Below are 22,498 nucleotides of genomic sequence, written 5' to 3'. Positions count from 1 at the left end.
GCCTCTGGCCGAAGTTGGGCATGAGCACCGGCGCGGCCGCGCTCCTGATATCCCCTAAGATCCCCCTTTTCGGCCTGCGGCACACACCCGCCGGGGACCCGAAGACCGGCGTCGCACGCCGCCCCCAATACCACCTAAGTCTTTGATGAAAAAGGATTTTTCCGACAGCCCGTCCGCTCCGGCAGACCTGTCCGCGCACACGCCGATGATGCAGCAGTACCTCGGCCTCAAGGCCGGGCACCCGAACACGCTGCTGTTCTACCGCATGGGCGACTTCTACGAGCTGTTCTACGCCGATGCCGAGAAGGCCGCGCGCCTGCTCGACATCACGCTCACCCAGCGCGGCCAATCGGCCGGCCAGCCGGTGGTGATGGCCGGCGTGCCCTTCCACTCGGTCGACACCTACCTCGCACGCCTGATCAAGCTGGGCGAATCGGTGGCCATCTGCGAACAGGTGGGCGACCCGGCCACGTCCAAGGGGCCGGTGGAGCGCAAGGTGGTGCGCGTGGTCACGCCCGGCACGCTGACCGACAGCGAGCTGCTCTCCGACAAGACCGAGGCCGTGCTCATGGCCGTGCACCCGGGCGCGCGCACCGGTTGCGGCCTGGCCTGGATGTCGGTCACGCAGGGCATCGTGTTTCTCGCGCAGTGCGCCAGCGACGAACTGGCCGACTGGGTGGCACGCGTGTCGCCAGGCGAACTGCTCTACAGCGCCGAGACCACGCCCGCCTTCGAAAAATCCGTGCAGGCCCTGGCGGCACAGAGCGGCAGCAACGGGGGCCGCCTGGTCGCCGTGCTGCGCCCGGCCTGGGCGTTCGATGCCGCCCTGGGCCAACGCAAATTGCTGGAGCAATTGCAGGCCGCCAGCCTGGCCGCGTGGGACGCACAGGACCTGCCCGACGCCCACGCCGCCGCCGCCGCGCTGCTGAGCTATGCCGAACACACCCAGGGCCGCGCGCTCACGCACGTGGCCCGCCTGCAGGTGGCGCGCAGCGGCGAGCGCATCGACCTGCCCCTGAACACGCGCCGCAACCTCGAACTCACGCAGACCCTGCGCGGCGAGACCAGCCCCACGCTGTTCTCGCTGCTGGACGTGTGCTGCACCGGCATGGGCAGCCGCGCGCTGCGCAGTTGGCTGCTCGAGCCCAAGCGCGAGCGCAGCGAGGCGCGCGCGCGCCTGGCCGCCATCGACACGCTGCGCGGCGGCCTGTGGCAGGCGCTGCGCCAGTCGCTCAAGGGTTCGAGCGATGTGGAGCGCATCACCGCGCGCACCGCGCTGCGCCAGGTCAAGCCGCGCGAACTGGTGGGCCTGGGCCAGACGCTGGAGCGCGCACAGCAGCTCGCGCAGCAACTGGGCCAGCAGACAGGGGGCCTGCTGCTGGACAGCATCGCCACCCACCTCACCCCGCCCGAGGGCTGTGCTGCCCTGCTGCGCGACGCCTTGCTGCCCGAGCCGGCCGCGCTGGTGCGCGACGGCGGCGTGATCGCCGATGGCTTTGATGCCGAGCTCGACGAACTGCGCAACATCCAGACCCACAGCGATGCCTTCCTGATCGAGTTGGAACAGCGCGAGCGCGCGCGCACCGGCATCGCCAACCTGCGGGTGCAGTTCAACAAGGTGCACGGCTTCTACATCGAGGTCACGCAGGGCCAGGCCTCCAAGGTGCCCGACGACTACCGCCGCCGCCAGACGCTGAAGAACGCCGAGCGCTTCATCACGCCCGAGTTGAAGGCCTTCGAAGACAAGGCACTCTCCGCGCAGGACCGCGCGCTGGCGCGTGAGAAATGGCTGTACGAGCACCTGCTCGATGAACTACAGGGCTTCATTGCACCGCTCACACAACTCGCACGCGCCATGGCCGAGCTCGACGCGCTGTGCGCGCTCACCGAGCGCGCGCTCACGCTCAACTGGTGCGCGCCGCAGTTCGTGCCCGAGCCCTGCATCGACATCCGCGGTGGGCGCCACCCGGTGGTGGAGGCGCGCCTGAACGAAACCAGCGGCGGCAGCTTCATCGCCAACGACACGGTGCTCGGCCCCAAGCAGCGCATGCAGGTCATCACCGGCCCCAACATGGGCGGCAAGAGCACCTACATGCGCCAGGTGGCAGTGATCGTGCTCCTGGCCAGCATGGGCAGCCACGTGCCGGCCACGGCGTGCCGGCTGGGCCCGATCGACGCGATCCACACCCGCATCGGCGCGGCCGACGACCTGGCCAATGCGCAGTCGACCTTCATGGTGGAGATGACCGAGGCCGCGCAGATCCTCAACGCCGCCACGCCCGAGAGCCTGGTGCTGATGGACGAGATCGGCCGCGGCACCTCCACCTTCGACGGTCTCGCGCTGGCCGGCGGCATTGCCGCGCACCTGCACGAGAAATCGCGCGCCTTCACGCTGTTCGCCACGCACTACTTCGAGCTCACCGAATTCCCGGCCAGCCACCACCACGCGGTGAACGTGCACGTGAGCGCGGTGGAAGCCGGTGGCAGGAACGGCGGTGGCATCGTGTTCCTGCACCAGATCGAACAAGGCCCGGCCAGCCGCAGCTACGGCATCCAGGTGGCGCGCCTGGCCGGCGTGCCCAGCGGCGTGGTGCAACACGCGCGCCACGCGCTGGCGGCCCTGGAAGCGCAAAGCGAAGAAAGCCGCAGCCAGGTGGACCTGTTCGCGCCGCCGCCGGCCACACTGGAGCCCGAAGCGCACCCGCTGCAGGCGGCGATGGCGCAGATCGACCCCGACACCCTGAGCCCGCGCGAAGCGCTGGAACAGCTCTACACCCTCAAGAAGTTGGCCACCTCATCATGACTTACTGCGTCGCCGTCAAGCTCAACGCCGGCATGGTCTTCCTCTCGGATTCGCGCACCAACGCCGGCCTGGACCAGATCAGCACCTTCCGCAAGATGATCGTCTACGAGAAGCCGGGCGATCGCTTCATGTGCCTGCTCTCGGCGGGCAACCTGAGCATTTCTCAATCCGTGCGCGAGATCCTGCAGATCGAGCAACTCAACGACCCGGACGGTGGCGAGCCCATCACCATCTGGAATGCGAAGAGCATGTTCGATGCCGCGCGCGTGCTGGGCTCGGCGGTGCGCCACGTGTACGAGCGCGATGGCGAGTCGCTGCAGCGCTCGGGCGTCGACTTCAACGCGTCCATGATCTTCGGTGGCCAGGTGCGCGGCGAAGGCATGCGCCTGTTTCAGGTGTATTCGGCCGGCAACTTCATCGAAGCCACCGCCGAGACCCCCTTCTTCCAGATCGGTGAATCCAAGTACGGCAAACCCGTGCTCGACCGGGTGATCACCCCGGCAACGCCCCTGGACGAAGCCGCCAAGTGCGTGCTGGTGTCGATGGACTCCACGCTCAAGTCCAACCTGTCGGTGGGCCTGCCGCTGGACCTCGCGGTGTACGAAGCCAACATGCTGCAGTCGGACAAAATCGTCAGCATCGACAACGACAACCCGTACTTCCGCATGCTGCACAGCGCCTGGGGCAAGAAGCTGCGCCAGGTGTTCGACGACATCGAAGACCCGACCTGGGACGGCGCCCACACCGATGTGCCCTTGCTCAGCCAGAACCCGCAGAACCAACCGCTCAGGAAGATCGCTAACGAGAAAGAGAAGTTGATCTGATCGTCTTTTCCCACGCCAACAGTTTCCCCGCCAGCACCTACAGCGTTCTCTTCAAGTCGCTGCGCGCGCGCGGCCACGCGGTGCGTGCACTGGAGCGCTTTGGCCACGACCCCCGTTACCCGGTCAGCAGCAACTGGCCGCACCTGGTGCAGCAGCTCGCGGATTTCGCCGCGCCCGAGATCGAGAAGCAAGGCGAAGGCGCCTGGCTGGTGGGGCATTCGCTGGGCGGCTTTCTCAGCCTGATGTGCGCCGCACGGCACCCGACGCTGGGAGGCCATGCGGTCAAAGGGGTGCTGCTGATCGACTCGCCGGTGCTCGGCGGCTGGCGCGCGCGCACGCTCGAACTGGTCAAGCGCACGCAACTGATCGGCTCGGTCTCGCCCGGCAAGATCAGCCGCAAGCGCCGCGACACCTGGCCCGACGAAGCCACCGCCCGCGCGCACCTCGCCAGCAAGAAACTCTTCGCCGCCTGGGATCCGCAGGTGCTGGACGACTATGTGTCGCACGGCATGCGCGACCTCGCCGATGCCCACGGCAAGACCCAGCGCACGCTGTGGTTCGAGCGCGACGTCGAGACCGCGATCTACAACACCTTGCCGCACAACCTCGACCGCTTGTTGCGCCGCCATCCCCTGCAGTGCCCCGTGGGCTTCATCGGTGGCACGCGCTCGCGCGAGATGCAACAAGTCGGCATGGCCATGACCCACCGCCTGGTCGGCCAGCGCCACCCCGATCGCATGGCCATGGTGGAAGGCAGCCATCTTTTTCCGATGGAACGCCCCCTGGAGACCGCGGCGGCCATCGAATCCGTGCTGAAAGCCTTGGGAGCCTAGCGGGCTGTCACGGGACTAGGGCAGACCCGGTCCCGCGTGCCATGGCTGCTCCGGTATAAAGAGCACTGTCTCTACCCAGCCTGCCGTGCCCGACCTCCCATCCTCCCCGCCGAATGCCCGCCCGCTGTGGTGGCTGCAGCAGCGCCTGACCCGTTGGCAGCCCGAGCAACACCCCCTGTGGCTGCGGCTGCTGGTGGCGTTCGCCATCACGGCCATCCTGTCCTGGATGCGCGTGGCATTCGCGCCGGCGGAGTCGGGGGGGCGCTTCATCACCTTGTCGCTGGCGGTGGCACTGTCCACCTTGTACGGCGGCTTCCAGGCGGGTCTGTTGAGCACGCTGCTGGGCATGGCGGTCATCAACTTCTTCCTGATCAAGCCGCATTTCGGTCTTCCCTTCGACAGCCTTTTCCAAGCCTTCTGGCTCAACCTGTGGCACCTGCTGACCCAAATTGTGGTGGTGGGCACCATCGCACTCTTGCAGCTTCGCCATCGCCAGCTGGCGGAAACCACCGAACAGCTCCAGCGCAGCAAACAGCAGTTGGAAGACACGTTTGAACAGAGCGCCACCGGCATGGCGCACAGCCACATCGGCGGCGACTGGATCCGCGTCAACCAGACCTACTGCGACATCGTCGGCTACACCAAGGCGCAGATGCGCAACATGCACTTCCGCGACTTCACCCACCCCGATGACCTGGGGCTGGACATGCAACAACTGGCGCGCACGCTCAACGGCGAGATCGGCCACTACAGCTTCGCGAAACGCTACATCCACCGCGAAGGCCATGTGGTCTGGGTCCACCTCACCATCTCGCTGGTGCGCAAGCCCTCAGGAGAGCCCGACTACCTGATCGCCGTGGTGCAAGACATCTCCGCGGCCAAGCGCACCGAGCAGGCGCTGCGCACCAGCGAACATTTGCTGCGGCAGGCACACGAGCTCGCGGGACTGGCCAGTTGGCAAGCCGACATCACCGCCACCCGGTTCACGGCCCTGGCCGGATCGCACAAGGTGTTGGGCCTGCCCACCGCCGAGTTCACCGGCGAGCAACTGCTGGCGCTCACGCATCCCGACGACAGGGAACGCGCCTTGAGGCTGTGGACGCTGGCCTTGCAGGGCAAGGCCGACTACCGGCTCGAATACCGCTTGCTGTTCAGCGGCGAAGAGCGTTGGTTCACCATGCGGGCTGAATTTGAACGCGATCCGAACGGGCGCGCGGTGCGCGCGCTGGGCGTGACACGCGACGTGACCGAGCGCAAGCGCAGCGAAATGGAGATCCAGCAACTCAATGCCTCGCTGGAGCAACGCATCCAGACGCGCACCGAGGCGCTGAAGGCGGCCTACGACGAGCTCGAGAGTTATTCCTACGCGGTTGCACACGACCTGCGTTCTCCACTGCGCATCATCAACGGCTTCGCGCAGGCACTGCAGGAAGACATGCCCGGCCTGGCGGGCGAACAGCTGTCGCACCTGCAGCGCATCATGACCGCGAGCAAAAAGATGGGCGAGCTGATCGACGGGCTGCTCACGCTCTCGCAGTTCTCGCGCGGTGAGCTGCAGCGCAAGCCCGTCAACCTCAGCGCCATCGCCACACGCCTGCTGGGCGAATTCGCCGAAGCGGAACCCCAGCGCCATGTGCGCTGGGACATCGAACGCGGCCTGCAGGCCATGGCCGACCCCACGCTGGTCGAGGCGCTGATGCAGAACCTGCTGCACAACGCCTGGAAGTACACCGCCCGCACCCCCACCGCGTTCATCCGCGTGCGCGCAGGCGAGACCGACGGCCAGCGGTGGTTCAGCGTGATCGACAACGGCGCGGGTTTCGACATGGCGCGCGCGGCCAAGCTGTTCCAGCCGTTCCAGCGGCTGCACATGCCGAACGATTTCAGTGGCATCGGCATCGGGCTGGCCACCTCGCTGCGCATCGTGCAACGGCACGGCGGTGAACTCAAGGCCAGTGCCGTGCCCGGCGAGGGTGCGACGTTTCGCTTCACCTTGAGCGCGCGGCCGGCGGGCTGAACCCATCCCGTGCTGGCACGCCCGCATTTCGCGCCGTCCGGCGGCGTTTCGCGGCCTGCGGCAGTGGCTTCGTCTCACGGCCATCGCGCCCCGCTCGCGGCAGCGGCACAGTGCGCTCCACCGACACCGCTGGAGCACACCATGAACGCATCGAATACATCGAACACCTCAAACACCCTGGGCACCCCCGACATCGACCGCCTGGCCCGCCGCCGCGCGGGCGCCCGCATGGGCTGGTACGCCCACGCCCTGGTCTACCTGGCCGTCAACGCGGTGTTGGCCATGCTGTCGCTCTCCAGCGACCGCCACTGGGCCGTCTACCCCGCGCTGGGCTGGGGCCTGGGCCTGCTGATCCATGGCCTGGCGGTCTGGATCGCGCTGGGCGGCGGCGGCCTGCAGCAGCGCCTGGTGAGCCAGGAGCGCGAGCGACTGCTGCGCGAACGCGGCCAGTGAACACCCAGGCCGTGGCGGGCATGCGGGATACTGCGCGCATGCCACCGCTCAAGCCCCGCGCCATCGCCCACCGCGTCTTCGTGGTTGTCGTGGTCAACACCGTGATTGCCCTGGTCATCACTGCGGTCAGGGGTGACGCCTTCGGGGTGAACGTCGTGTATTCCCAGTGCATCGGCTTGCTCATCTGGGCCTTCATCGATGGCGGACGCCAGGTGCTGGACCCCAGCCGGGGCTGGCCCGGTGCGCCGAAGATGGCGGCGCTGGTCGTGTCTTCGGTGCTGCTGGCCTATGCGGCGGGCAGTGTGTTCGCCAACCTCCTGCTGGGACGCGAGCTGCTCGCCAGCCTAAACAAGGTGCCGCGCGCCACCCTGGGCTTTGTGCTGATGTCGCTGGCGGCAGGCGGCTTCGGGGCCTACTACTTCACCAGCCGTGCCCTGCTCGCGAATGCGCGCCTGGCGCAGGAAGAGGCCCAGCGACAGGCCAGCGAGGCGCGGCTGAAGCTGCTCGAATCGCAACTCGAACCGCACATGCTGTTCAACACCCTGGCCAACCTGCGCATGCTCATCGGCACCGACCCCGCGCGCGCCACCGCCATGCTCGACCGCCTCAACCAGTTCCTGCGCGCCACCCTCGTGGCCTCCCGCGCCGAGGCGGGCGCCGGCCAGCACACGCTCGGTGCCGAATTCGACCGGCTGCGCGACTACCTCGAACTCATGGCGGTGCGCATGGGCCCGCGCCTGCGCTACACGCTGGACCTGCCCGACACCCTCGCCCGACAACCCGTGCCACCGCTGCTGCTGCAACCCCTGGTCGAGAACTGCATCCGCCACGGGCTCGAACCCAGCCTGCAGGGCGGCGAGGTCCGCGTCAGCGCGCGCCGCCACGGCGGTACGCTGGAGCTGGAAGTGGCCGACACGGGCGTGGGCTGCGAGCCCGACGCGCCGGCCGGCTTCGGGCTGACGCAAGTGCGCGAACGCTTGGCCACGGCCTATCCCGGACAGGCCGGGTTGGTTTGGCAGGCGCACCCTGGCCAGGGCACGCGCGCCCTGCTCACCCTGCCCCTACACGAAGTCTGCACGCCATGAACGCCGCGCCGGGCCGCCCCAAGCAAGCTCGCACCGCTGGCGTTGCCGAAGGTATTCAAGTGCACGCCACCGCCCTGATCGCCGAAGACGAACCGCTGCTGGCGCAGGCGCTGCAAGCCGAACTCGCGCGCGCCTGGCCGGCCCTGCAGGTCAAGGCCACGGTGGGCGATGGCGTGTCCGCGGTCTCGCAGGCCCTGGCGCTCAAACCCGACGTGCTGTTCCTAGACATCCGCATGCCCGGCCAGACCGGCCTGCAAGCCGCTGCCGAGCTGGCCGACGAATGGCCCGCAGGAGAACCGTTCCCGGCACTGGTGTTCGTGACCGCCTACGACGCCTACGCGGTCGCGGCCTTCGAAGCGCAGGCGGTCGACTACGTGCTCAAACCGGTGCAAGCCGAGCGCCTGGCGCGCACCGTGCAGCGGCTGCAACAGGTGCTGACGCAGCGCAGTCCGCCCGCCAGCGGCGCCGCGTCACCGGACGAGGCCACACTGCAGCAACTGCGCGCCCTGCTCATGGCCGGCGATGCCCGTGCGAACACCCAGCCGCGCCTGCAGTTCATCCCCGCCAGCGTGGGCCAGACCGTGCGCATGGTGCCGGTGAACGACGTGCTGGTGTTCGAGGCCGCCGACAAATACGTGCGCGTGCTCACCGCCGACAGCGAGGTGCTGATCCGCACCCCGCTCAAGGACCTGCTGCCACAGCTGGACCCGGCCGTTTTCTGGCAGATCCACCGTGGTTCGGTGGTGCGGGCCGACGCCATCGACAGCGTGACCCGCAACGAAGCCGGAAAGCTGAGCCTGCGCTTGCGAGGCCGGCAGGAAACGCTGGCGGTGAGCCGGCTCTATGCCGAGCGCTTCCGCGCCATCTAGGGCCACACAAAAAAAACCGGGACTGCTGTCCCGGTGGTGGTCAAACTCAATCGCGGCCGCGGCGCCCATCGTGGCGGTGGCCACCATGCCAGTGGCCGCGGCGGTCACGCTCCCAACGGGGAGCTGGCCCCCAACCCGAGCGGTAATGCGGGCGTGGTGCGTAGTACACCGGCGGCGGGCCGTAGTAAATCGGACGCGGGGCGTAATAGATGGGCCGTGGCGCGTAGTACACCGGTGGGGGCGCGTAGTAGACCGGCGGAGCGTTCGACACGCCGACCGCCACGCCCGGCGTGTTCACGCCAATGGACCAGTGCACACCGCCGCCGCCCGCGTGGGCTTGCGACCCTACGGTCGACAGCGCCCAGCCACCCGCGACCAGCGTGACGAGCGCAAGCCCGCGCATCAGGCCCGAGGTGCGGGCCCAGGGAGTTTTCAAAGTCTGCGTGTTCATGTGGGGCTCCTGTGGACGGGTGCTTTCTCACCCTGTGCCTGTATTACAAGGAATTTCACGCTACCCTCTTCCGCACGGATGGTCAAAGTCGTTGCCAACCGTAACGCGCAGCCCATCTTTACATTGAAAACCTCCGTGAATACCCTGACACCCCCCTCCCCGCACGACGTGCTCGACTTCTGGTTCGGCGATGGTCTCGCCCGTGGCTGGTGCTCCGATCAGCGCGACGGTCTCTGGTTTGGCGGCGGCACCGCCCTGGACGAAAAAATCCGCACCCGGTTCGGCGCCCTGGTGGAGCAGGCCGTCAACGGCGGCCTCACCGAATGGGAAAGCCGCATCGACACCCGCCTGGCGCTGATCCTGCTGCTCGACCAGTTCACCCGCAACGTGTTCCGCGGCCAGGCGCGCGCCTTTGCCGGCGATGCGCGTGCGCAGCGCCTCTCGCTGCACGCCCACGCCAGCGGCATGGATGCCGAGCTGGCCACCGTGGGTTGCGTGTTCATGGCCCTGCCGCTGGAACACGCCGAAGACATGGCCCTGCAAGCCGAAAGCGTGCTGCGCTTCCAGCGCCTGCACGACACTTGCGCGCCCGAACTGCGCGACGCCCTTGCGGGCTATCTGCAGTATGCGAAGGAACACCACGACATCGTGGCGCGGTTTGGCCGCTTCCCCCACCGCAACCAGGCACTGGATCGCCTGAGCACGCCCGAGGAAGAAGACTTTCTGAAGCACGGGCCGCGCTTCGGGCAGTAGGGAGCGCCGCAGGATCTGTCACGGTACCGTCATCGTTGCGTCACCGGAGGTTTCTACAACCAGGGTTTTCAACCCGAACCAGAAACCCTCATGCGCTCCCTGTCCGCTCGCATCGCGTCCCCCCGTTTGCTGACCGTCTCGCTCATCATGAGCGCCGTGCTCGCCGCCTGCGGCGGTGGTGGGGGCGGCACGGCCACACCCGCCCCAGGCCCCGTTGCAGAGGCCACGCCCGCAGGCCTCACGCTCGAGAAGATCGGCAGCTACAGCACCGGTCAGTACGAGGCCAGCGCGGCCGAGATTCCGGCCTTCGATGCGGCCAGCAAGCGCCTGTTCATGGTCAACGCCCAACTCGGCGCGGTCGACGTGCTCGACATGCGCAACCCGGCGAACCCGACCAAGATCGATGCCATCGACGCCACCACCGTGCTGGCCGGCGCCTCGATCAACAGCGTGGCGGTGCACAACGGCATCGTGGCCGTGGCGATCCAGGCGGCCGTGAAGACCGACCCGGGCCGCATGGCGCTCTACCGCGCGAGCGACCTCACCCTGCTCGGCTCCGTGGCCGTGGGCGCGCTGCCCGACATGGTCACCTTCACACCCGACGGCCAGACCGTGCTGGTGGCCAATGAGGGCGAGCCGAGCGACAACTACCAGACCGACCCCGAGGGCAGCATCAGCATCATCGACGTGCGCAATCCGGCGGCCCCGGTGGAGCGCAAAGCCACGTTCACCGCGTTCAACGGCCAGGAAGCCACGCTGCGCGCCGCCGGTGTGCGCATCTACGGCCCAGGCGCCACCGTGGCGAAAGACCTGGAGCCCGAGTACATCGCGGTCTCTGCCGACGGCGCCACCGCATGGGTGACGCTGCAGGAGAACAACGCCCTGGCCAAGGTGGACATCGCCAGCGCCACGGTCACCGACGTCCTGCCGCTGGGCTACAAGGACCATGGTGTGGCTGGCAACGAATTCGATGCGTCCGACCGCGACAACGCCATCCGCATCAAGACCTGGGCCGGCGTACATGGCATGTACCTGCCCGATGCGATGGCCTCGTACAGCTCCGGCGGCCAGACCTACCTCGTCACCGCCAACGAGGGCGATGCGCGCGCCTGGGGCGAAGGCAACGCGGCCTACCTGGGTACGCAGGACCCCACGCTGGGCTTCATCGAAGAACTGCGGGTCTCGGCGCTGGCCGCTGCCGGCGGCTGGGGCACGGTGCCGCCGCAACTGCGCTCGGTGGCCGGGGCTCCGAACCTGGCCGGCGCCCTGCTCGACCCGACCGTGTTCGGCTACTGCGGGGCCCTCGCGGGCGGCATTCCGGGTACCTGCATCGCCAACGGCGAATTGGGCCGCCTCAACATCAGCTGGACCCAGGGCTACAAGACCGATGCCTTCGGCGCGCCATTGCGCTTCACCAGCGCGGGCGTGCAGGACGTCAACGGCGACCGCCTGATGTACGAGAAGCTCTACAGCTACGGCGCGCGCTCGTTCAGCATCTGGAACGCCAACGGCGGCCTGGTCTGGGACTCGGGCGCCGAGATCGAGAAGTTCCTCGCCAGCGCCGACTGCAAGCTGGGCAGCGCGCGCAACATGCCGTGTGCGGACTACTTCAACTCCGGTCACGACGAGGGCGACGCCCTGGACAGCCGCAGCGACGCCAAGGGCCCCGAGCCCGAAGGCATTGCCCTGGGCCAGATCGGCAGCAAGACCTTTGCCTTCATCGGCCTGGAGCGCATGGGCGGCGTGCTGGTGTACGACATCACCAACCCCACGGCCCCCACCCGTGTGGACTACCTCAACACCCGCGATGAGTGGGTCGCCGACCCCGATCCGGCGAACCTGGCCACCGTTGGCGACCTCGGCCCCGAAGGCCTGGTGTTCATTCCCGCGTCGCGTTCGCCCAACGGCAAGCCGCTGCTGGTGGTGGGCAACGAGGTCAGCGGCACCACGTCGGTGATGCAGCTCAACCTGCGGTACTGAGCTTCATCGCAACGCAGGCCCGCAACGCGCTCTAGAGCACACCCAGGGCCTTGAGTCTGGCCAGCCGAGCCGCGTCCACGCCGGCACCGAGAAGGATCTCATCGGTGTGTTGCCCCAGCGTGGGCGCCGCGCCACCCGCCACATCCTGCGGATCGCCCACGCGCAAGGGGGAGCGCACCATGCGCAGCGCGTGTCCCTCGGGTGTGCGCACGGTCGCGATGGCGTCCCGGGCCTGCGCGAACGGCGAGTCCAGGGCCTGCGCCACGGAAAGGATGGGCGCCGCCGGCACGCGGCCGGCGAACAGCGCCATCCACTCGGCCGTATCGCGTTCCACCAGCACGCCATCCAGCATGGCCCCGAGCACGTCGCGGTGCTGCAGGCGCTCGGCAAACCCCGTGAAGCGGGCATCGGCAAGCCACTGCGGGCGCTCCAGGCACTCGCACAGGTTGCGCCAGAACTTCTCCTTGTTGCACATCAGGTAGATCCAGCCGTCGCGCGTGCGATAGAGCTGGCACGGCGTCATCGATGGGTGCGCCGAGCGCGGCTGGCGCCCGGTCTCGGCTTCGCTGTTGAGGTACCAGCTCGCCAGGTAGTTCAGGTTGAACAGCGCCACGTCGAAGAGCGCCACATCGACGTCGCGCCCGACGCCGCCGCGCTGCACATCCAACAGGGCACTGGTGATGGCCAGGGAGAGCATCACGCCGCTCATGTAGTCGATGATGGACAGCCCCATGCGCGAAGGTGCCGAGTCGGGCTCGCCCGTGAGCGAGAAGTAGCCGGCCTCCGCCTGCATCAGGTAGTCGTAGCCCGGCCAGTTGGCGCGCTCGCCCTCGCGGCCATAACCGGTCAGGTGGGCACATACCAGACGCGGGTTGGCCGGCGCCAGTTGCGCGTAGGTCAGGCCCAGGCGCTGCGGCACGTCGCCGCGCAAGTTGCTGGCGACCACGTCGCACGAGGGCGCGAGCTCCATCAGCAATTGGCGCCCCTCCTTGTGCATGAGATCCACAGAGATGCTCTTCTTGCCGCAGTTCAGGCTTTGGAAGAACAGGCTTTGCGCCGATGCCGGCAAGGACCTGTCGAACCAAGGCCCCACCTGGCGCGAGACATCGCCTTGCTCATGCGGTTGCTCCACCTTGATGACCTCGGCCCCCATGCCCGCGAGCAACTGCGTGCCGAACGGCCCAGCACCATATTGCTCGATGGAAAGAACCCGCATGCCCGTCAGCAGACCCATCAAATACTCCTTGCACATTCATTTGTCATAACATTATGATAAGCCACAAAACAACATTCCATTCACCTGAGGAGACAACTTTCATGAAACGAAGACTCGCTCTGGGCGCCGTGGGCGCCGCCGCCGCCTGGTCTCTGTCACCAGCCGCGCTTTCGCAAACCGCCAGCAGCGCGCGATTTCCCTCTCGCCCCGTGCGGCTGATCATTCCTTTCGCCGCCGGACAGGGCTCGGACCTGCTGGCGCGCGCCCTCAGCGACCGACTGGCCAAGGCATGGGGACAACCGGTGGTGGTCGAGAACCGCCCGGGTGCGAACGGCGCCATCGCCTTGCAGGAAGTCGCCAAGAGCGCGCCGGATGGCCACACCTTGCTGCTGACGTCCAACTCGCCGCTGGTGATCAACCCCAACCTCTACAAGAAGCTCGCCTACGACGTGGCGCGCGACTTCAAGCCCATCACGATGATGGCGTTGACGGACATGGTCCTGGTCGTGCACCCCAGCTTCGCGGGCCGGACCTGGAAAGAAGTGGCGGCCACGATCAAGGCCCATCCCGGGCGCTTCAGCTATGGATCGCCCGGCACCGGTTCGACCAGCAACCTGTGCATGGAAATCTTCAAACAGGAGATCGGTGGCGACGTGGTCCACGCCCCGTACAAGGGCAGCGCGCCCGCCATGGTCGACCTGATGAGCGGCACGCTCCACCTCATGATCGACGCCTTGCCCAGCGCGCTGCCGCATATCCGCACCGGTCGCGTGCGGGCCATCGGCCTGACGGGCACCAAACCCTCCAGCCTGGCGCCGGAGATCCCCACCTCGGCGGATGCTGGCCTGCAGCACCTGCCCGAGGGTGCGTGGTACGGCATCCTGGCGCAAGGTGGCACCAGCGAGGCCACCGTCAGCGCCATCTATGCACAGCTGCGCGACATCCTGGCCCAACCGGACATGCAGCAACGCATCCGGGACCAGGGCCTGGAAAACACAGCGTCACTCACGCCCGCGCAGTTCGCGGACTTCATCGCGCGCGACACGCAGTACTGGGAAAAGAACACACGCCGGCTGGGGGTCTTCCAGAGCGAATGATGCCGCCCCTGGAGCAGGCCGCTCAACCCCGGCCTGCCACCTCGGCCAGCGGGCGCAGCGCCCCGGGCAACCAGCCTGCCAGGCGTGCGTGGATGCGCGCCTCGTTGCGCTGCCACCAGATGCCCAACGCCACCACGGCCAGCCCGAGCAAGGTGAGGGCGAACGGGAACAGCAGGCTGTCGGCGAACACCCGGTAGGCCAGATGCCCCAAGTAGCCGGCCACGCCGATGCCGCCCAACACCGTGAACACGCGCCGGCCGATGGCCGCGCCCAGGAACACCAGGAAGACGTTGATCAGCGCATACAGCAGCTTGTTCCACTCGGACTCGCTCTCGCGCAGGCTCAAGCCGGCCCAGAACATGACCGCGCCGAACAGGTACAGCCAGAAGGCGAAGTCCTGCCGGTCCTCGGCGTTCTCGGCGGTGCGGCTGCGCAAGTCCACCCACACGGCAAGGGCGCAGGTGGCCAACCCGAACACCAGCGACATGTCGCGCACCAATTCCCAGTCCAGGCCCGCCTGCTGCATCAGCATGTGCGACACGTCCATGCAGAGGTACCAGATGGTCACCGCCACCGGCATCACCATGAACGGCAGCTTGTAGCGGTACAGGAGCACCACGGCGGCGATCAGCGTGGCGAACTCCAGCATGAGCCAGCGCCAGTCGACGATGTGGTGGAAATCGCGGTAGCTGTCCGAGCCGCCATCGGGCCACAGGCCGATGCCCACCTGGAACGCCCACACCGCTAGCGGCACCAGGCACACGGCCAGCGTGGCCAGAATGCCTGCGGGTGTTCGCAAGCCCTTCTGCAGCAGGTTGCGGGCCACGAGCAAGGCGCCGGTGAAATAGCCCAGCGCCAGCGCGAAAACGCCCCAGGCACCGAACAGCTCCCATCCCAGCGACATGAACAGCGTCATCGCGCCAATGGCCAGCAGACCACCGAAGTAATACAGCGTGTTGGTGAAACTGAAGACCGGGCCGCGGTCCAGTGGGGCGCGCTGGGACGGTGCGAGATGCGGCGCAAGGGGCGGTACGGCGGCATCCTCCTGCGCCAGTTGAGCCGCCGTGGGCACGCCGCAGGCGCTGCTCGCCACCACCCGCAACGGGCTGCCCGGGGTGGCCCACGACGCCCACAGCGCATGCGCCTCGCTCTGCAGTACCGCCCCGCGCGCCACGGCCGCTTCCACATCGCTCCAGCCGATCTGCACCCGCACCGAAGGCAGGAACACGTCCTCGGCCTGGGTAATTTCCCAGCGTGTTGGCTCGACAGCGGGGACGGTATCCGGGTTCTCGTTGTTGTTCATGGGAGAGGTCCTCTTCCTTTTCGGAAGCAGCCACGATAGCGGAAAACCCGCGGGGGGTCGCCGTAGCACCATGGCCCACATCAATAGAATGCGGCATGAGCTCCACCCACCCTGCCAACACATCCGCCGCCGAAGGCGAACCCAAGGTCAGCAACTTCCTGCGCCAGATCATCGAGAACGACCTGGACAAAGGCACCTACCAGAGCCGCCGCTGGGCCGGCAGCCCCGGCGACGCGGCCCACCAGGAAGCCGGCCAGCCCGACCCGGCCAGGATCCGCACCCGCTTTCCGCCCGAACCCAACGGCTACCTGCACGTTGGCCACGCCAAGAGCATCTGCCTGAACTTCGGGCTGGCGCGCGACTACGGCGGCATCTGCCACCTGCGTTTCGACGACACCAACCCGGAAAAGGAAGACACCGAATACGTCAACAGCATCATCGACGCGGTGAAGTGGCTCGGTTTCGACTGGCAGGCACAGGGCACCACCCACCTCTACCAGGCCAGCGACTATTTCGACTTCATGTACCGCGCGGCCGAATACCTGGTGCAAAACGGCCATGCCTACGTCGACGAGCAGACCACCGAACAGATGCGCGCCAACCGGGGCGATTTCGGCAAACCCGGCGTCGACAGCCCGTTTCGCAGCCGCACGCCGGCCGAGAACCTGGCGCGTTTGCGCGAAATGCGCGACGGCCAGCACGAAGACGGCAGCATGGTGCTGCGCGCCAAGATCGACATGGCCAGCCCCAACATCAACCTGCGCGACCCGGCGATCTACCGCATCCGCCGGGCCACGCACCACAACACCGGGGACAAGTGGTGCATCTACCCGATGTACACCTACGCGCACCCGATCGAAGACGCGCTGGAGCAGATCACCCACAGCATCTGCACGCTGGAATTCGAAGACCAGCGCCCGTTCTACGACTGGCTGCTCGCGCGCCTGTGCGAAGGCGGCCTGCTGAAGAGCCCGCCACCGCGCCAATACGAATTCGCGCGGCTCAACCTCACCTACGTCATCACCAGCAAGCGCAAATTGGCGCAACTCGTGTATGACCACAAGGTGAGCGGTTGGGACGACCCGCGCATGCCCACCATCGTCGGCCTGCGCCGGCGCGGCTACACGCCCGAGAGCATCCTGCTGTTTGCCGAGCGCATCGGCGTGACCAAGAGCGACTCCTGGATCGACTACAGCACGCTGGAAAGCTGCTTGCGCGAAGACCTCGAAAACAAGGCCCACCGTGGCATGGCCGTGCTCGACCCGGTCAAGCTGGTGCTGACCAACTGGGCCGAGGTCTTCGGCAGCGATGGCTACACCGAAGACTGCACCCAGCCGGCCCTGCCCCACTCGGCCATCGCCGAAGGCCAGACGCCACCGCCCGACCGCGTCTTCAAGATCGGCAAGGAGGTGTGGATCGAGCGCGAAGACTTCGAAGAAGTGCCGCCCAAGGGCTACAAGCGCCTGTTCCCGGGCAACGTGGTGCGTTTGAAAGGCGGCTACGTGATCGAGTGCACCGGCGCGGGCGCGAAGGATGCGAACGGCCAGGTGACCGAGGTGCACGCCAAGGTGATCGCGGGCACCAAGAGCGGCACGCCCGGCGCGGACAGCGTGAAGGCCAAGGCCGCCATCACCTGGGTGAGCGTGGCCAGTGGCGTGCCCGCAGAAGTTCGGTTGTACGACCGCCTGTTCCTCGACCCGCATCCGGACGCGGGCGGCAAGGACTTCATCGAAGCCCTGAACCCGAACAGTTTGAAGGTCGTGACGGCGTATGTGGAGCCGTCATTGGCGAACGCGAAGCCGGACGAGAAATTCCAGTTCGAGCGGCACGGGTACTTCGTGGCAGACCGGGTGGATCACGCGGTGGGCAAACCGGTGTTCAACCGGGCGACGGGGTTGAAAGATAGTTGGGGCAAATAGGCAGGATTGCCAAAATTCAGGAAGAGATCAATGGAAAAAAAGACGTTGGTGCGTCGTTCAGATTCAAAAACAATGATCGAATAGGAGAGGCGGCTGCAGAATCTGACGAAAAATTTCTCTTTGAATGCTTCGTGGATAGTGGCGACATAGATTTGCTATCAGACTGCTCTGCGCCACAAAGAATAATAGTTGGTAGAACTGGTTCTGGCAAAAGCGCGTTGATTAAGGTCCTCGAGTCCCGGGAGGATCATGTCATAAACCTTGTACCAGAACAACTGGCGCTTAGCTACCTCTCAAATTCAGAGGTATTGAGGTTTTTTGAAAATGCAGGCGCGAATCTAGATTTATTCTACCAACTGCTATGGCGCCACGTATTGACAGTTGAACTTTTGAAATACAAATACAAAATCACCAATGAATCCTCGCAACGCTCCTTTCTGAGTTCTCTCACCAACATTTTTTCTCGAGACAAAACCAAAGAGCAAGCCATCACGTATCTGCGGGATTGGGGCGAAAATTTTTGGAACGAAACTGAGTATAGAGTTAAAGAGATTACAGAAAAAATTGAAAATGACTTAAGAGCATCGCTTGGAGCCAATGGACTAGGTGCCAAATTGGAAGCAGGTGCATCCCAAAAGCTGACGGCAGAAGAAAAGCTCGAAGTGATATCGCGAGGATCCCGGGTTGTCAGTCAAGTCCAGATAAGAGCCTTGTCTGACGTAATAAAACTACTCGCCGATGAGATTTTTTCAGATGACCAAGAAGCACATTTTGTCGTCATCGATGATCTTGACACGAAGTGGGTAGAGGATCCGTTGAAATACAAATTAATTCGCGCACTCATTGAGACCGTCAAAACTTTTCGCCAAATTCAAAATGTGAAAATCGTTGTCTCTCTGCGCTTAGACTTACTTCAACGAGTAATTTCCGCAACGCGAGACTCAGGTTTCCAATCAGAAAAATACGAAGCTTTGTATCTAAAGATTGCTTGGCGAGCACCACAACTAATCGAATTAATAAACAGGCGAGTTGCACATTTGGTAAAGCAGCGCTATACATCACGCGCCATCCTACTCGATGAACTCTTCCCCAAAAGGGTGGGGCATATTTCATTCTCAGACTACCTCATACAAAGAACATTCCTTCGCCCCAGAGATGCGATTATCTTCGTTAACGAATGTATCGCTCGAGCATCAGATCGTGGACAAATATCCACCCAAATCGTACATGATGCAGAGGGGTCATATTCTCAAAAAAGAATTGACTCTTTACAAGAAGAATGGTCTGGCATGTATCCCTATGTTGCGGACTATATTAAGATCTTTTCTCGGCGCCCTGTGCAGCAGAAAATTAGTGAATTTAGCGAAGAAAGCATTCGAGAATGGCTGTACGACGTCCTATTACGGCATGAAGGATCAAGCGATCCAGTTGTGATGGTCGCTCGCGCTCACATCAACGATGGGAAACCAAGTCATTTTAAGTTTTTACTGACCCTGTTCGACAGCCTTTATTGTGTTGGAGCGGTTGGAATAAAACCAGACGCGGGCAGCCCCGAATACTGGTCATACTATTCTGAACACAGTCCTGGCGAGGGGTCATTAAAGCCCGCCTCGGTCATAAAATTACATCCTACGTTTTGGCGCGCCGTCGGGGCGAGGCCAAACTGAGAATGTCGATACGTCGACCTAGTGAACTTGAAGCGTGATATGCACTCTCCGGACAGGCGTCCTTGCCGACCTAACCTCCTTCCCTCTTCGCTGAATCATCACCGCCTGCGCGCTCTGGGCGACGAGCTAGGATTTCAAGCGCATTTGGTTCTCTGACTCGCGCTCCTGCTTCGCGGTTCACTCCCAGTTCACTATCGGCACCGTGTCCAAGCCGGGATCGTTGAGATCCTTATCACCCCCAAAAAAGGTATCATCAGACCCAATTTGGGTATGACATCACAAACTTCCATTTCATCAAAGACCGCCGACGCCCTTTTCCCCAAGGTCCGGCAACGGGTACTGGCTGTCCTCTTCGGCACGCCAGATCGCAGCTACTACGCCAACGAGTTGATCGACCTGGCCCAGTCTGGCAAGGGAGCCGTGCAGCGCGAACTCGCAGGTCTGTGTGATGCCGGGCTGATCACGTCGCGCAAGCAAGGCAACCAGAAACACTATCAAGCCAACCCGGACTCAGCCGTGTACACCGAGATACGTGGACTGGTACTCAAGACCATGGGTTTGGCCGATGTGTTGCATTCCGCGCTGATGCCCATAGCCCCTCAGATTCGGCAAGCGTTCGTGTACGGCTCCATGGCTCGACAGGAGGACACCGCGAGCAGCGACGTGGACTTGATGATCGTGAGTCCGTCTCTGGGCTACGGCGATGTGTTCGCCACGTTGGAAGGCGCCCAGTCCACGCTCGCTCGCTCGGTGAATCCCACGATCTACACACCAGAGGAATTTGAACGGCGGGTGGCAGAGGACAACGCCTTCGTCACACGGGTCATGGAGCAGCCCAAGATATGGCTGATCGAAGCAAAGAAACAAGACCATGACAAAGGCACTTGAGAATCTCAGTGGCCCTGGGAAAGCCTTGAAAGCAGAACCCCCAGACGCCAATGAGATCGCCGGTCTGCTTCGCACGGGATTGGCTCGCCTTGCGGACGCTCGCAACGCAGCGCTCGCACTGGAAAGTCGGTTCGATCTGGCTTACAACGCCGCGCATGCCCTGTGCCTGGCTGCGTTGCGAAGAAAAGGCTTCCGAGCAAGCAATCGCTACATCGTCTTTCAGGTGCTGCCTCACACACTGGGCCTGGGTGCGCAGGTGTGGCGTGTGCTGGATATGTGCCACAACAAGCGCAACCTCGGGGAATACGAAGGTCTTCTGGAAATTGATGAACGTCTTGTCAACGATCTCATCACGGCGACGGCATCTGTGGCGAAGGCAATGCAGGTATAGATGCCCCGCAGAAGCCTCCAACCATTGCTTGCTCGGTGGCAACGAGCGCGCAGTCAGCCCGCCAGCCGATCCCCGAACCGCCCCTCGCCACCGGCCCCCACGATCAATCGCTGCGTCGCCCGCGTGGCCCCCACATAAAACAGCCGCGCCTCCTCCCGCTCGTCTTCGCCGCGCGCGGGCATGTGCCCCACGCCCACCAGGGCAACCACCGGAAACTCCAGGCCCTTGCTGGCGTGCATCGTCATCACCTTGATGCAATCGGCGGAGGGGTCGAACGGCGTGCTCGAACCTTTGCGCACCTGGTGCGGCAAGCGCCGCTGCCGCAGCGCATGCGCACACACGTCCATCTCGCCGTAGTGCCGGCACAGAATCGCCATGTCGCCCCAGGCGTGGCCCTCCTGGTGCGCACTGGCCATGAGCTCCACCACCTGCTGCGCTTCTTCGCGCACGGAAGGCAAGCGGATGATCAGGGGCGCCTGGCCATCGCGCCCACAACTCATGGGTTTGAGCAGGGGAACGCCATCGTCGTCCTTGTCTTCGGCCGTCAACAGATCGGCCGCGACCCGACTTGCCGTCTCCAGAATCTGCCGGGTGTTGCGGTAGTTGATCTTGAGAATGGTGGTGCGGCCCTGGGCCTGAATGCCCACGCTCTTGAAGCTGAAAGTGCCTGCGCCTTCGCGCTTCTTCCTGCGATCGTAGATGCTCTGCGCGTCGTCGTACAGCACGAGCAGGCTGTTGGTGCTCGGGTCCACCATCTGCACAACCAGCTTGAACCATTCGGGGGCAAAGTCGTGGCCTTCGTCGATCAGCACCGCCAAATACTGGCCGCCAGGAATCTGACTTCGATCCACACCGTTGATGACACGCTGGACCATGTCGTCAAAGAAGACCTCTCTGGGCAAGCCCTGGGGCGGCAAGCCTTGCCCGTACGCCACCAACTGATCGCGGCACCACTTGTGAAAGTGCACGGCATGCACACGATCGGCAATGCCTTTGAGCGCCATCACGCGTGCCAGTTGTTTGGCCAAGGGCTCGTTGTAGCAGAGGATGAGAACGGGTTTGCTGTCGGCCGTCTGCGCCTTGGCCAGGTGCTCGGCACGGTAGCCCAGCAACATGGTCTTGCCCGAACCGGCCACGCCATGGATGACGCGGTGTCCTTCGCCCAGGCTGCGTGCAAGCTGCTCTTGTTGCAGGTCCATCACGCGCATGATGTTGGGCAGTTCGGCCGCGTCATCGTCTTCGGCAGCGAACAGGGCACCCTGCACCGGCACACGCACTTCGGGGAACATGATCCAGCGGGCACGGTCGATTTGCGGCAGGCTGAGCGCCTTGTTGCCGAAGGCGTGCGGGAACATGTTCCACAAGCGTTGCTGGAACGCCTCGGCGTCCGCGGCCTCCACCATTTCGTCGGCACAGATCACCAGGTGTGGGTCGATGGCATCGGCCAGACCTGCGGCCTCGAACTGAGCGCGCGTGATGCGCGTGAAAACCACGCCATGGCCCCACGGAAATGCCAGTTTGCCCTGGTGGGGGCCGCTGGACTGGATGAGTTGCGGATCACGCTCCAGCGCGTTGACGACCTGAATGGCGCAGTGCCGCGCTTGCGCGAGCGGGTTCATGACCACCTTCAACGTCCCATCGGGCACGATCTCCCAAGCCTGGCGTGTGGCACGCTGGACGGTTTCGAGGCGCCAGTCCTTCGTTTCCAGAATCAGCAACCCACGTCGCGGGTGCAGAACGACGAAATCGGGGTATGTGTGCTTCGGCCCGATGGGCACGTCGTACCACAGCAGGTAGTCGTCCTCGAGCTTCTGTTCAAGCCGCTCCGCCAGCCGCCGCTCACCCGTGGTCATGCGAGACACACAACTGCCAAGAGCGGGGATGAGGGTGGCCATGGGTCGGATCTGCGTTGTCTTCCTCTGCGCCACATCATGCATAGAAATGCCTGC

Annotated in this window: 18 protein-coding genes; 14 read left to right on the top strand and 4 right to left on the bottom strand. The window is 64.8% G+C overall.

What is annotated here, in order from left to right; genetic code table 11:
• Positions 1-145 precede the first annotated feature (145 nt).
• From mutS to F9K07_RS10955, 7 genes are all read left to right on the top strand, one after another.
• Entirely contained in the window at positions 146-2,803 is a 2,658-nt protein-coding gene (gene mutS, locus F9K07_RS10985) for a DNA mismatch repair protein MutS (RefSeq protein WP_159592808.1), read from the top strand.
• Positions 2,800-3,627 (top strand): proteasome-type protease, encoded by an 828-nt coding sequence (locus F9K07_RS10980; protein ID WP_159592805.1) that lies wholly within the window; start codon positions 2,800-2,802, stop codon positions 3,625-3,627. The genes mutS and F9K07_RS10980 overlap by 4 nt, the downstream gene beginning before the upstream one ends.
• Complete coding sequence (locus F9K07_RS10975) at positions 3,624-4,460, top strand: alpha/beta fold hydrolase (RefSeq protein ID WP_159596893.1); 837 nt, start codon at positions 3,624-3,626, stop codon at positions 4,458-4,460. Before F9K07_RS10980 ends, F9K07_RS10975 begins: the two co-directional genes overlap by 4 nt.
• Before the next feature lie 85 nt (positions 4,461-4,545).
• Positions 4,546-6,477: a PAS domain S-box protein gene (locus F9K07_RS10970; protein ID WP_159592802.1), complete on the top strand. Its 1,932-nt coding sequence runs from the start codon at positions 4,546-4,548 to the stop codon at positions 6,475-6,477.
• Positions 6,478-6,618: 141 nt separating this feature from the next.
• Positions 6,619-6,930, top strand: coding sequence for a 2TM domain-containing protein (locus F9K07_RS10965; protein WP_159592799.1), 312 nt, complete (start codon positions 6,619-6,621; stop codon positions 6,928-6,930).
• A 38-nt stretch (positions 6,931-6,968) separates the two neighbouring features.
• Positions 6,969-8,015, top strand: a complete 1,047-nt coding sequence (locus F9K07_RS10960; protein ID WP_159592796.1) for a sensor histidine kinase — start codon at positions 6,969-6,971, stop codon at positions 8,013-8,015.
• 59 nt (positions 8,016-8,074) lie between these two features.
• The gene (locus F9K07_RS10955; RefSeq protein ID WP_236581996.1) at positions 8,075-8,884 is read left to right on the top strand and encodes a LytR/AlgR family response regulator transcription factor; all 810 of its coding nucleotides are present in this window, start codon (positions 8,075-8,077) and stop codon (positions 8,882-8,884) included.
• A gap of 46 nt (positions 8,885-8,930) precedes the next feature.
• Here F9K07_RS10955 and F9K07_RS10950 read toward each other — a convergent pair whose 3' ends face one another.
• Positions 8,931-9,335: a hypothetical protein gene (locus F9K07_RS10950; protein WP_159592790.1), complete on the bottom strand. Its 405-nt coding sequence runs from the start codon at positions 9,333-9,335 to the stop codon at positions 8,931-8,933.
• A 135-nt stretch (positions 9,336-9,470) separates the two neighbouring features.
• Between F9K07_RS10950 and F9K07_RS10945 the strand changes: the two genes are divergently transcribed.
• Positions 9,471-10,088 (top strand): DUF924 family protein, encoded by a 618-nt coding sequence (locus tag F9K07_RS10945; RefSeq protein WP_236581883.1) that lies wholly within the window; start codon positions 9,471-9,473, stop codon positions 10,086-10,088.
• A gap of 90 nt (positions 10,089-10,178) precedes the next feature.
• Positions 10,179-12,068 carry a choice-of-anchor I family protein gene (locus F9K07_RS10940; protein WP_159592784.1) on the top strand — a complete coding sequence of 630 codons (1,890 nt, stop codon included), beginning with the start codon at positions 10,179-10,181 and terminating at the stop codon, positions 12,066-12,068.
• Between the two features lie 31 nt (positions 12,069-12,099).
• On the opposite strand, the gene F9K07_RS10935 is transcribed toward F9K07_RS10940, so the two are convergent.
• Complete coding sequence (locus F9K07_RS10935; protein WP_159592781.1) at positions 12,100-13,302, bottom strand: CaiB/BaiF CoA transferase family protein; 1,203 nt, start codon at positions 13,300-13,302, stop codon at positions 12,100-12,102.
• Positions 13,303-13,385: 83 nt separating this feature from the next.
• Here F9K07_RS10935 and F9K07_RS10930 point away from each other — a divergent pair, with 83 nt between their 5' ends.
• Entirely contained in the window at positions 13,386-14,381 is a 996-nt protein-coding gene (locus tag F9K07_RS10930; protein WP_159592778.1) for a Bug family tripartite tricarboxylate transporter substrate binding protein, read from the top strand.
• Positions 14,382-14,403: 22 nt separating this feature from the next.
• On the opposite strand, the gene F9K07_RS10925 is transcribed toward F9K07_RS10930, so the two are convergent.
• Entirely contained in the window at positions 14,404-15,684 is a 1,281-nt protein-coding gene (locus F9K07_RS10925) for a DUF2157 domain-containing protein (RefSeq protein ID WP_159592775.1), read from the bottom strand.
• Between the two features lie 95 nt (positions 15,685-15,779).
• Between F9K07_RS10925 and F9K07_RS10920 the strand changes: the two genes are divergently transcribed.
• From F9K07_RS10920 to F9K07_RS10905, 4 genes are all read left to right on the top strand, one after another.
• Positions 15,780-17,603 carry a glutamine--tRNA ligase/YqeY domain fusion protein gene (locus F9K07_RS10920; RefSeq protein ID WP_159592771.1) on the top strand — a complete coding sequence of 608 codons (1,824 nt, stop codon included), beginning with the start codon at positions 15,780-15,782 and terminating at the stop codon, positions 17,601-17,603.
• Positions 17,591-19,270, top strand: a complete 1,680-nt coding sequence (locus F9K07_RS10915) for a P-loop ATPase, Sll1717 family (RefSeq protein ID WP_159592768.1) — start codon at positions 17,591-17,593, stop codon at positions 19,268-19,270. The genes F9K07_RS10920 and F9K07_RS10915 overlap by 13 nt, the downstream gene beginning before the upstream one ends.
• Positions 19,271-19,540: 270 nt before the next feature.
• Positions 19,541-20,158 carry a nucleotidyltransferase domain-containing protein gene (locus F9K07_RS10910; RefSeq protein WP_159592766.1) on the top strand — a complete coding sequence of 206 codons (618 nt, stop codon included), beginning with the start codon at positions 19,541-19,543 and terminating at the stop codon, positions 20,156-20,158.
• On the top strand, positions 20,142-20,549 hold the full coding sequence (locus tag F9K07_RS10905) for a hypothetical protein (protein WP_159592763.1): 408 nt from the start codon (positions 20,142-20,144) through the stop codon (positions 20,547-20,549). The genes F9K07_RS10910 and F9K07_RS10905 overlap by 17 nt, the downstream gene beginning before the upstream one ends.
• Positions 20,550-20,602: 53 nt before the next feature.
• Here the strand turns inward: F9K07_RS10905 and F9K07_RS10900 are convergent, their stop codons facing one another.
• Positions 20,603-22,444, bottom strand: coding sequence for a DEAD/DEAH box helicase (locus F9K07_RS10900; protein WP_201451543.1), 1,842 nt, complete (start codon positions 22,442-22,444; stop codon positions 20,603-20,605).
• Positions 22,445-22,498 lie beyond the last annotated feature (54 nt).

Origin of the sequence: Hydrogenophaga sp. BPS33 (assembly GCF_009859475.1) — a bacterium.
In the GTDB taxonomy this organism is placed as follows: Bacteria; Pseudomonadota; Gammaproteobacteria; order Burkholderiales; family Burkholderiaceae_C; genus Hydrogenophaga.
Note: the sequence above shows the minus strand (reverse complement) of the source record. Positions and strands in the feature narration are given on the sequence as shown.

What these genes read in the sequence shown, in the direction of transcription:
- mutS (WP_159592808.1), top strand. Translation starts at nt 146, where the DNA reads ATGAAAAAGGATTTTTCCGACAGCCCGTCCGCTCCGGCAGACCTGTCC.
- F9K07_RS10980 (WP_159592805.1), top strand. Translation starts at nt 2,800, where the DNA reads ATGACTTACTGCGTCGCCGTCAAGCTCAACGCCGGCATGGTCTTCCTC.
- F9K07_RS10965 (WP_159592799.1), top strand. Translation starts at nt 6,619, where the DNA reads ATGAACGCATCGAATACATCGAACACCTCAAACACCCTGGGCACCCCC.
- F9K07_RS10960 (WP_159592796.1), top strand. Translation starts at nt 6,969, where the DNA reads ATGCCACCGCTCAAGCCCCGCGCCATCGCCCACCGCGTCTTCGTGGTT.
- F9K07_RS10950 (WP_159592790.1), bottom strand. Translation starts at nt 9,335, where the DNA reads ATGAACACGCAGACTTTGAAAACTCCCTGGGCCCGCACCTCGGGCCTG.
- F9K07_RS10940 (WP_159592784.1), top strand. Translation starts at nt 10,179, where the DNA reads ATGCGCTCCCTGTCCGCTCGCATCGCGTCCCCCCGTTTGCTGACCGTC.
- F9K07_RS10935 (WP_159592781.1), bottom strand. Translation starts at nt 13,302, where the DNA reads ATGGGTCTGCTGACGGGCATGCGGGTTCTTTCCATCGAGCAATATGGT.
- F9K07_RS10930 (WP_159592778.1), top strand. Translation starts at nt 13,386, where the DNA reads ATGAAACGAAGACTCGCTCTGGGCGCCGTGGGCGCCGCCGCCGCCTGG.
- F9K07_RS10925 (WP_159592775.1), bottom strand. Translation starts at nt 15,684, where the DNA reads ATGAACAACAACGAGAACCCGGATACCGTCCCCGCTGTCGAGCCAACA.
- F9K07_RS10920 (WP_159592771.1), top strand. Translation starts at nt 15,780, where the DNA reads ATGAGCTCCACCCACCCTGCCAACACATCCGCCGCCGAAGGCGAACCC.
- F9K07_RS10910 (WP_159592766.1), top strand. Translation starts at nt 19,541, where the DNA reads ATGACATCACAAACTTCCATTTCATCAAAGACCGCCGACGCCCTTTTC.
- F9K07_RS10905 (WP_159592763.1), top strand. Translation starts at nt 20,142, where the DNA reads ATGACAAAGGCACTTGAGAATCTCAGTGGCCCTGGGAAAGCCTTGAAA.
- F9K07_RS10900 (WP_201451543.1), bottom strand. Translation starts at nt 22,444, where the DNA reads ATGGCCACCCTCATCCCCGCTCTTGGCAGTTGTGTGTCTCGCATGACC.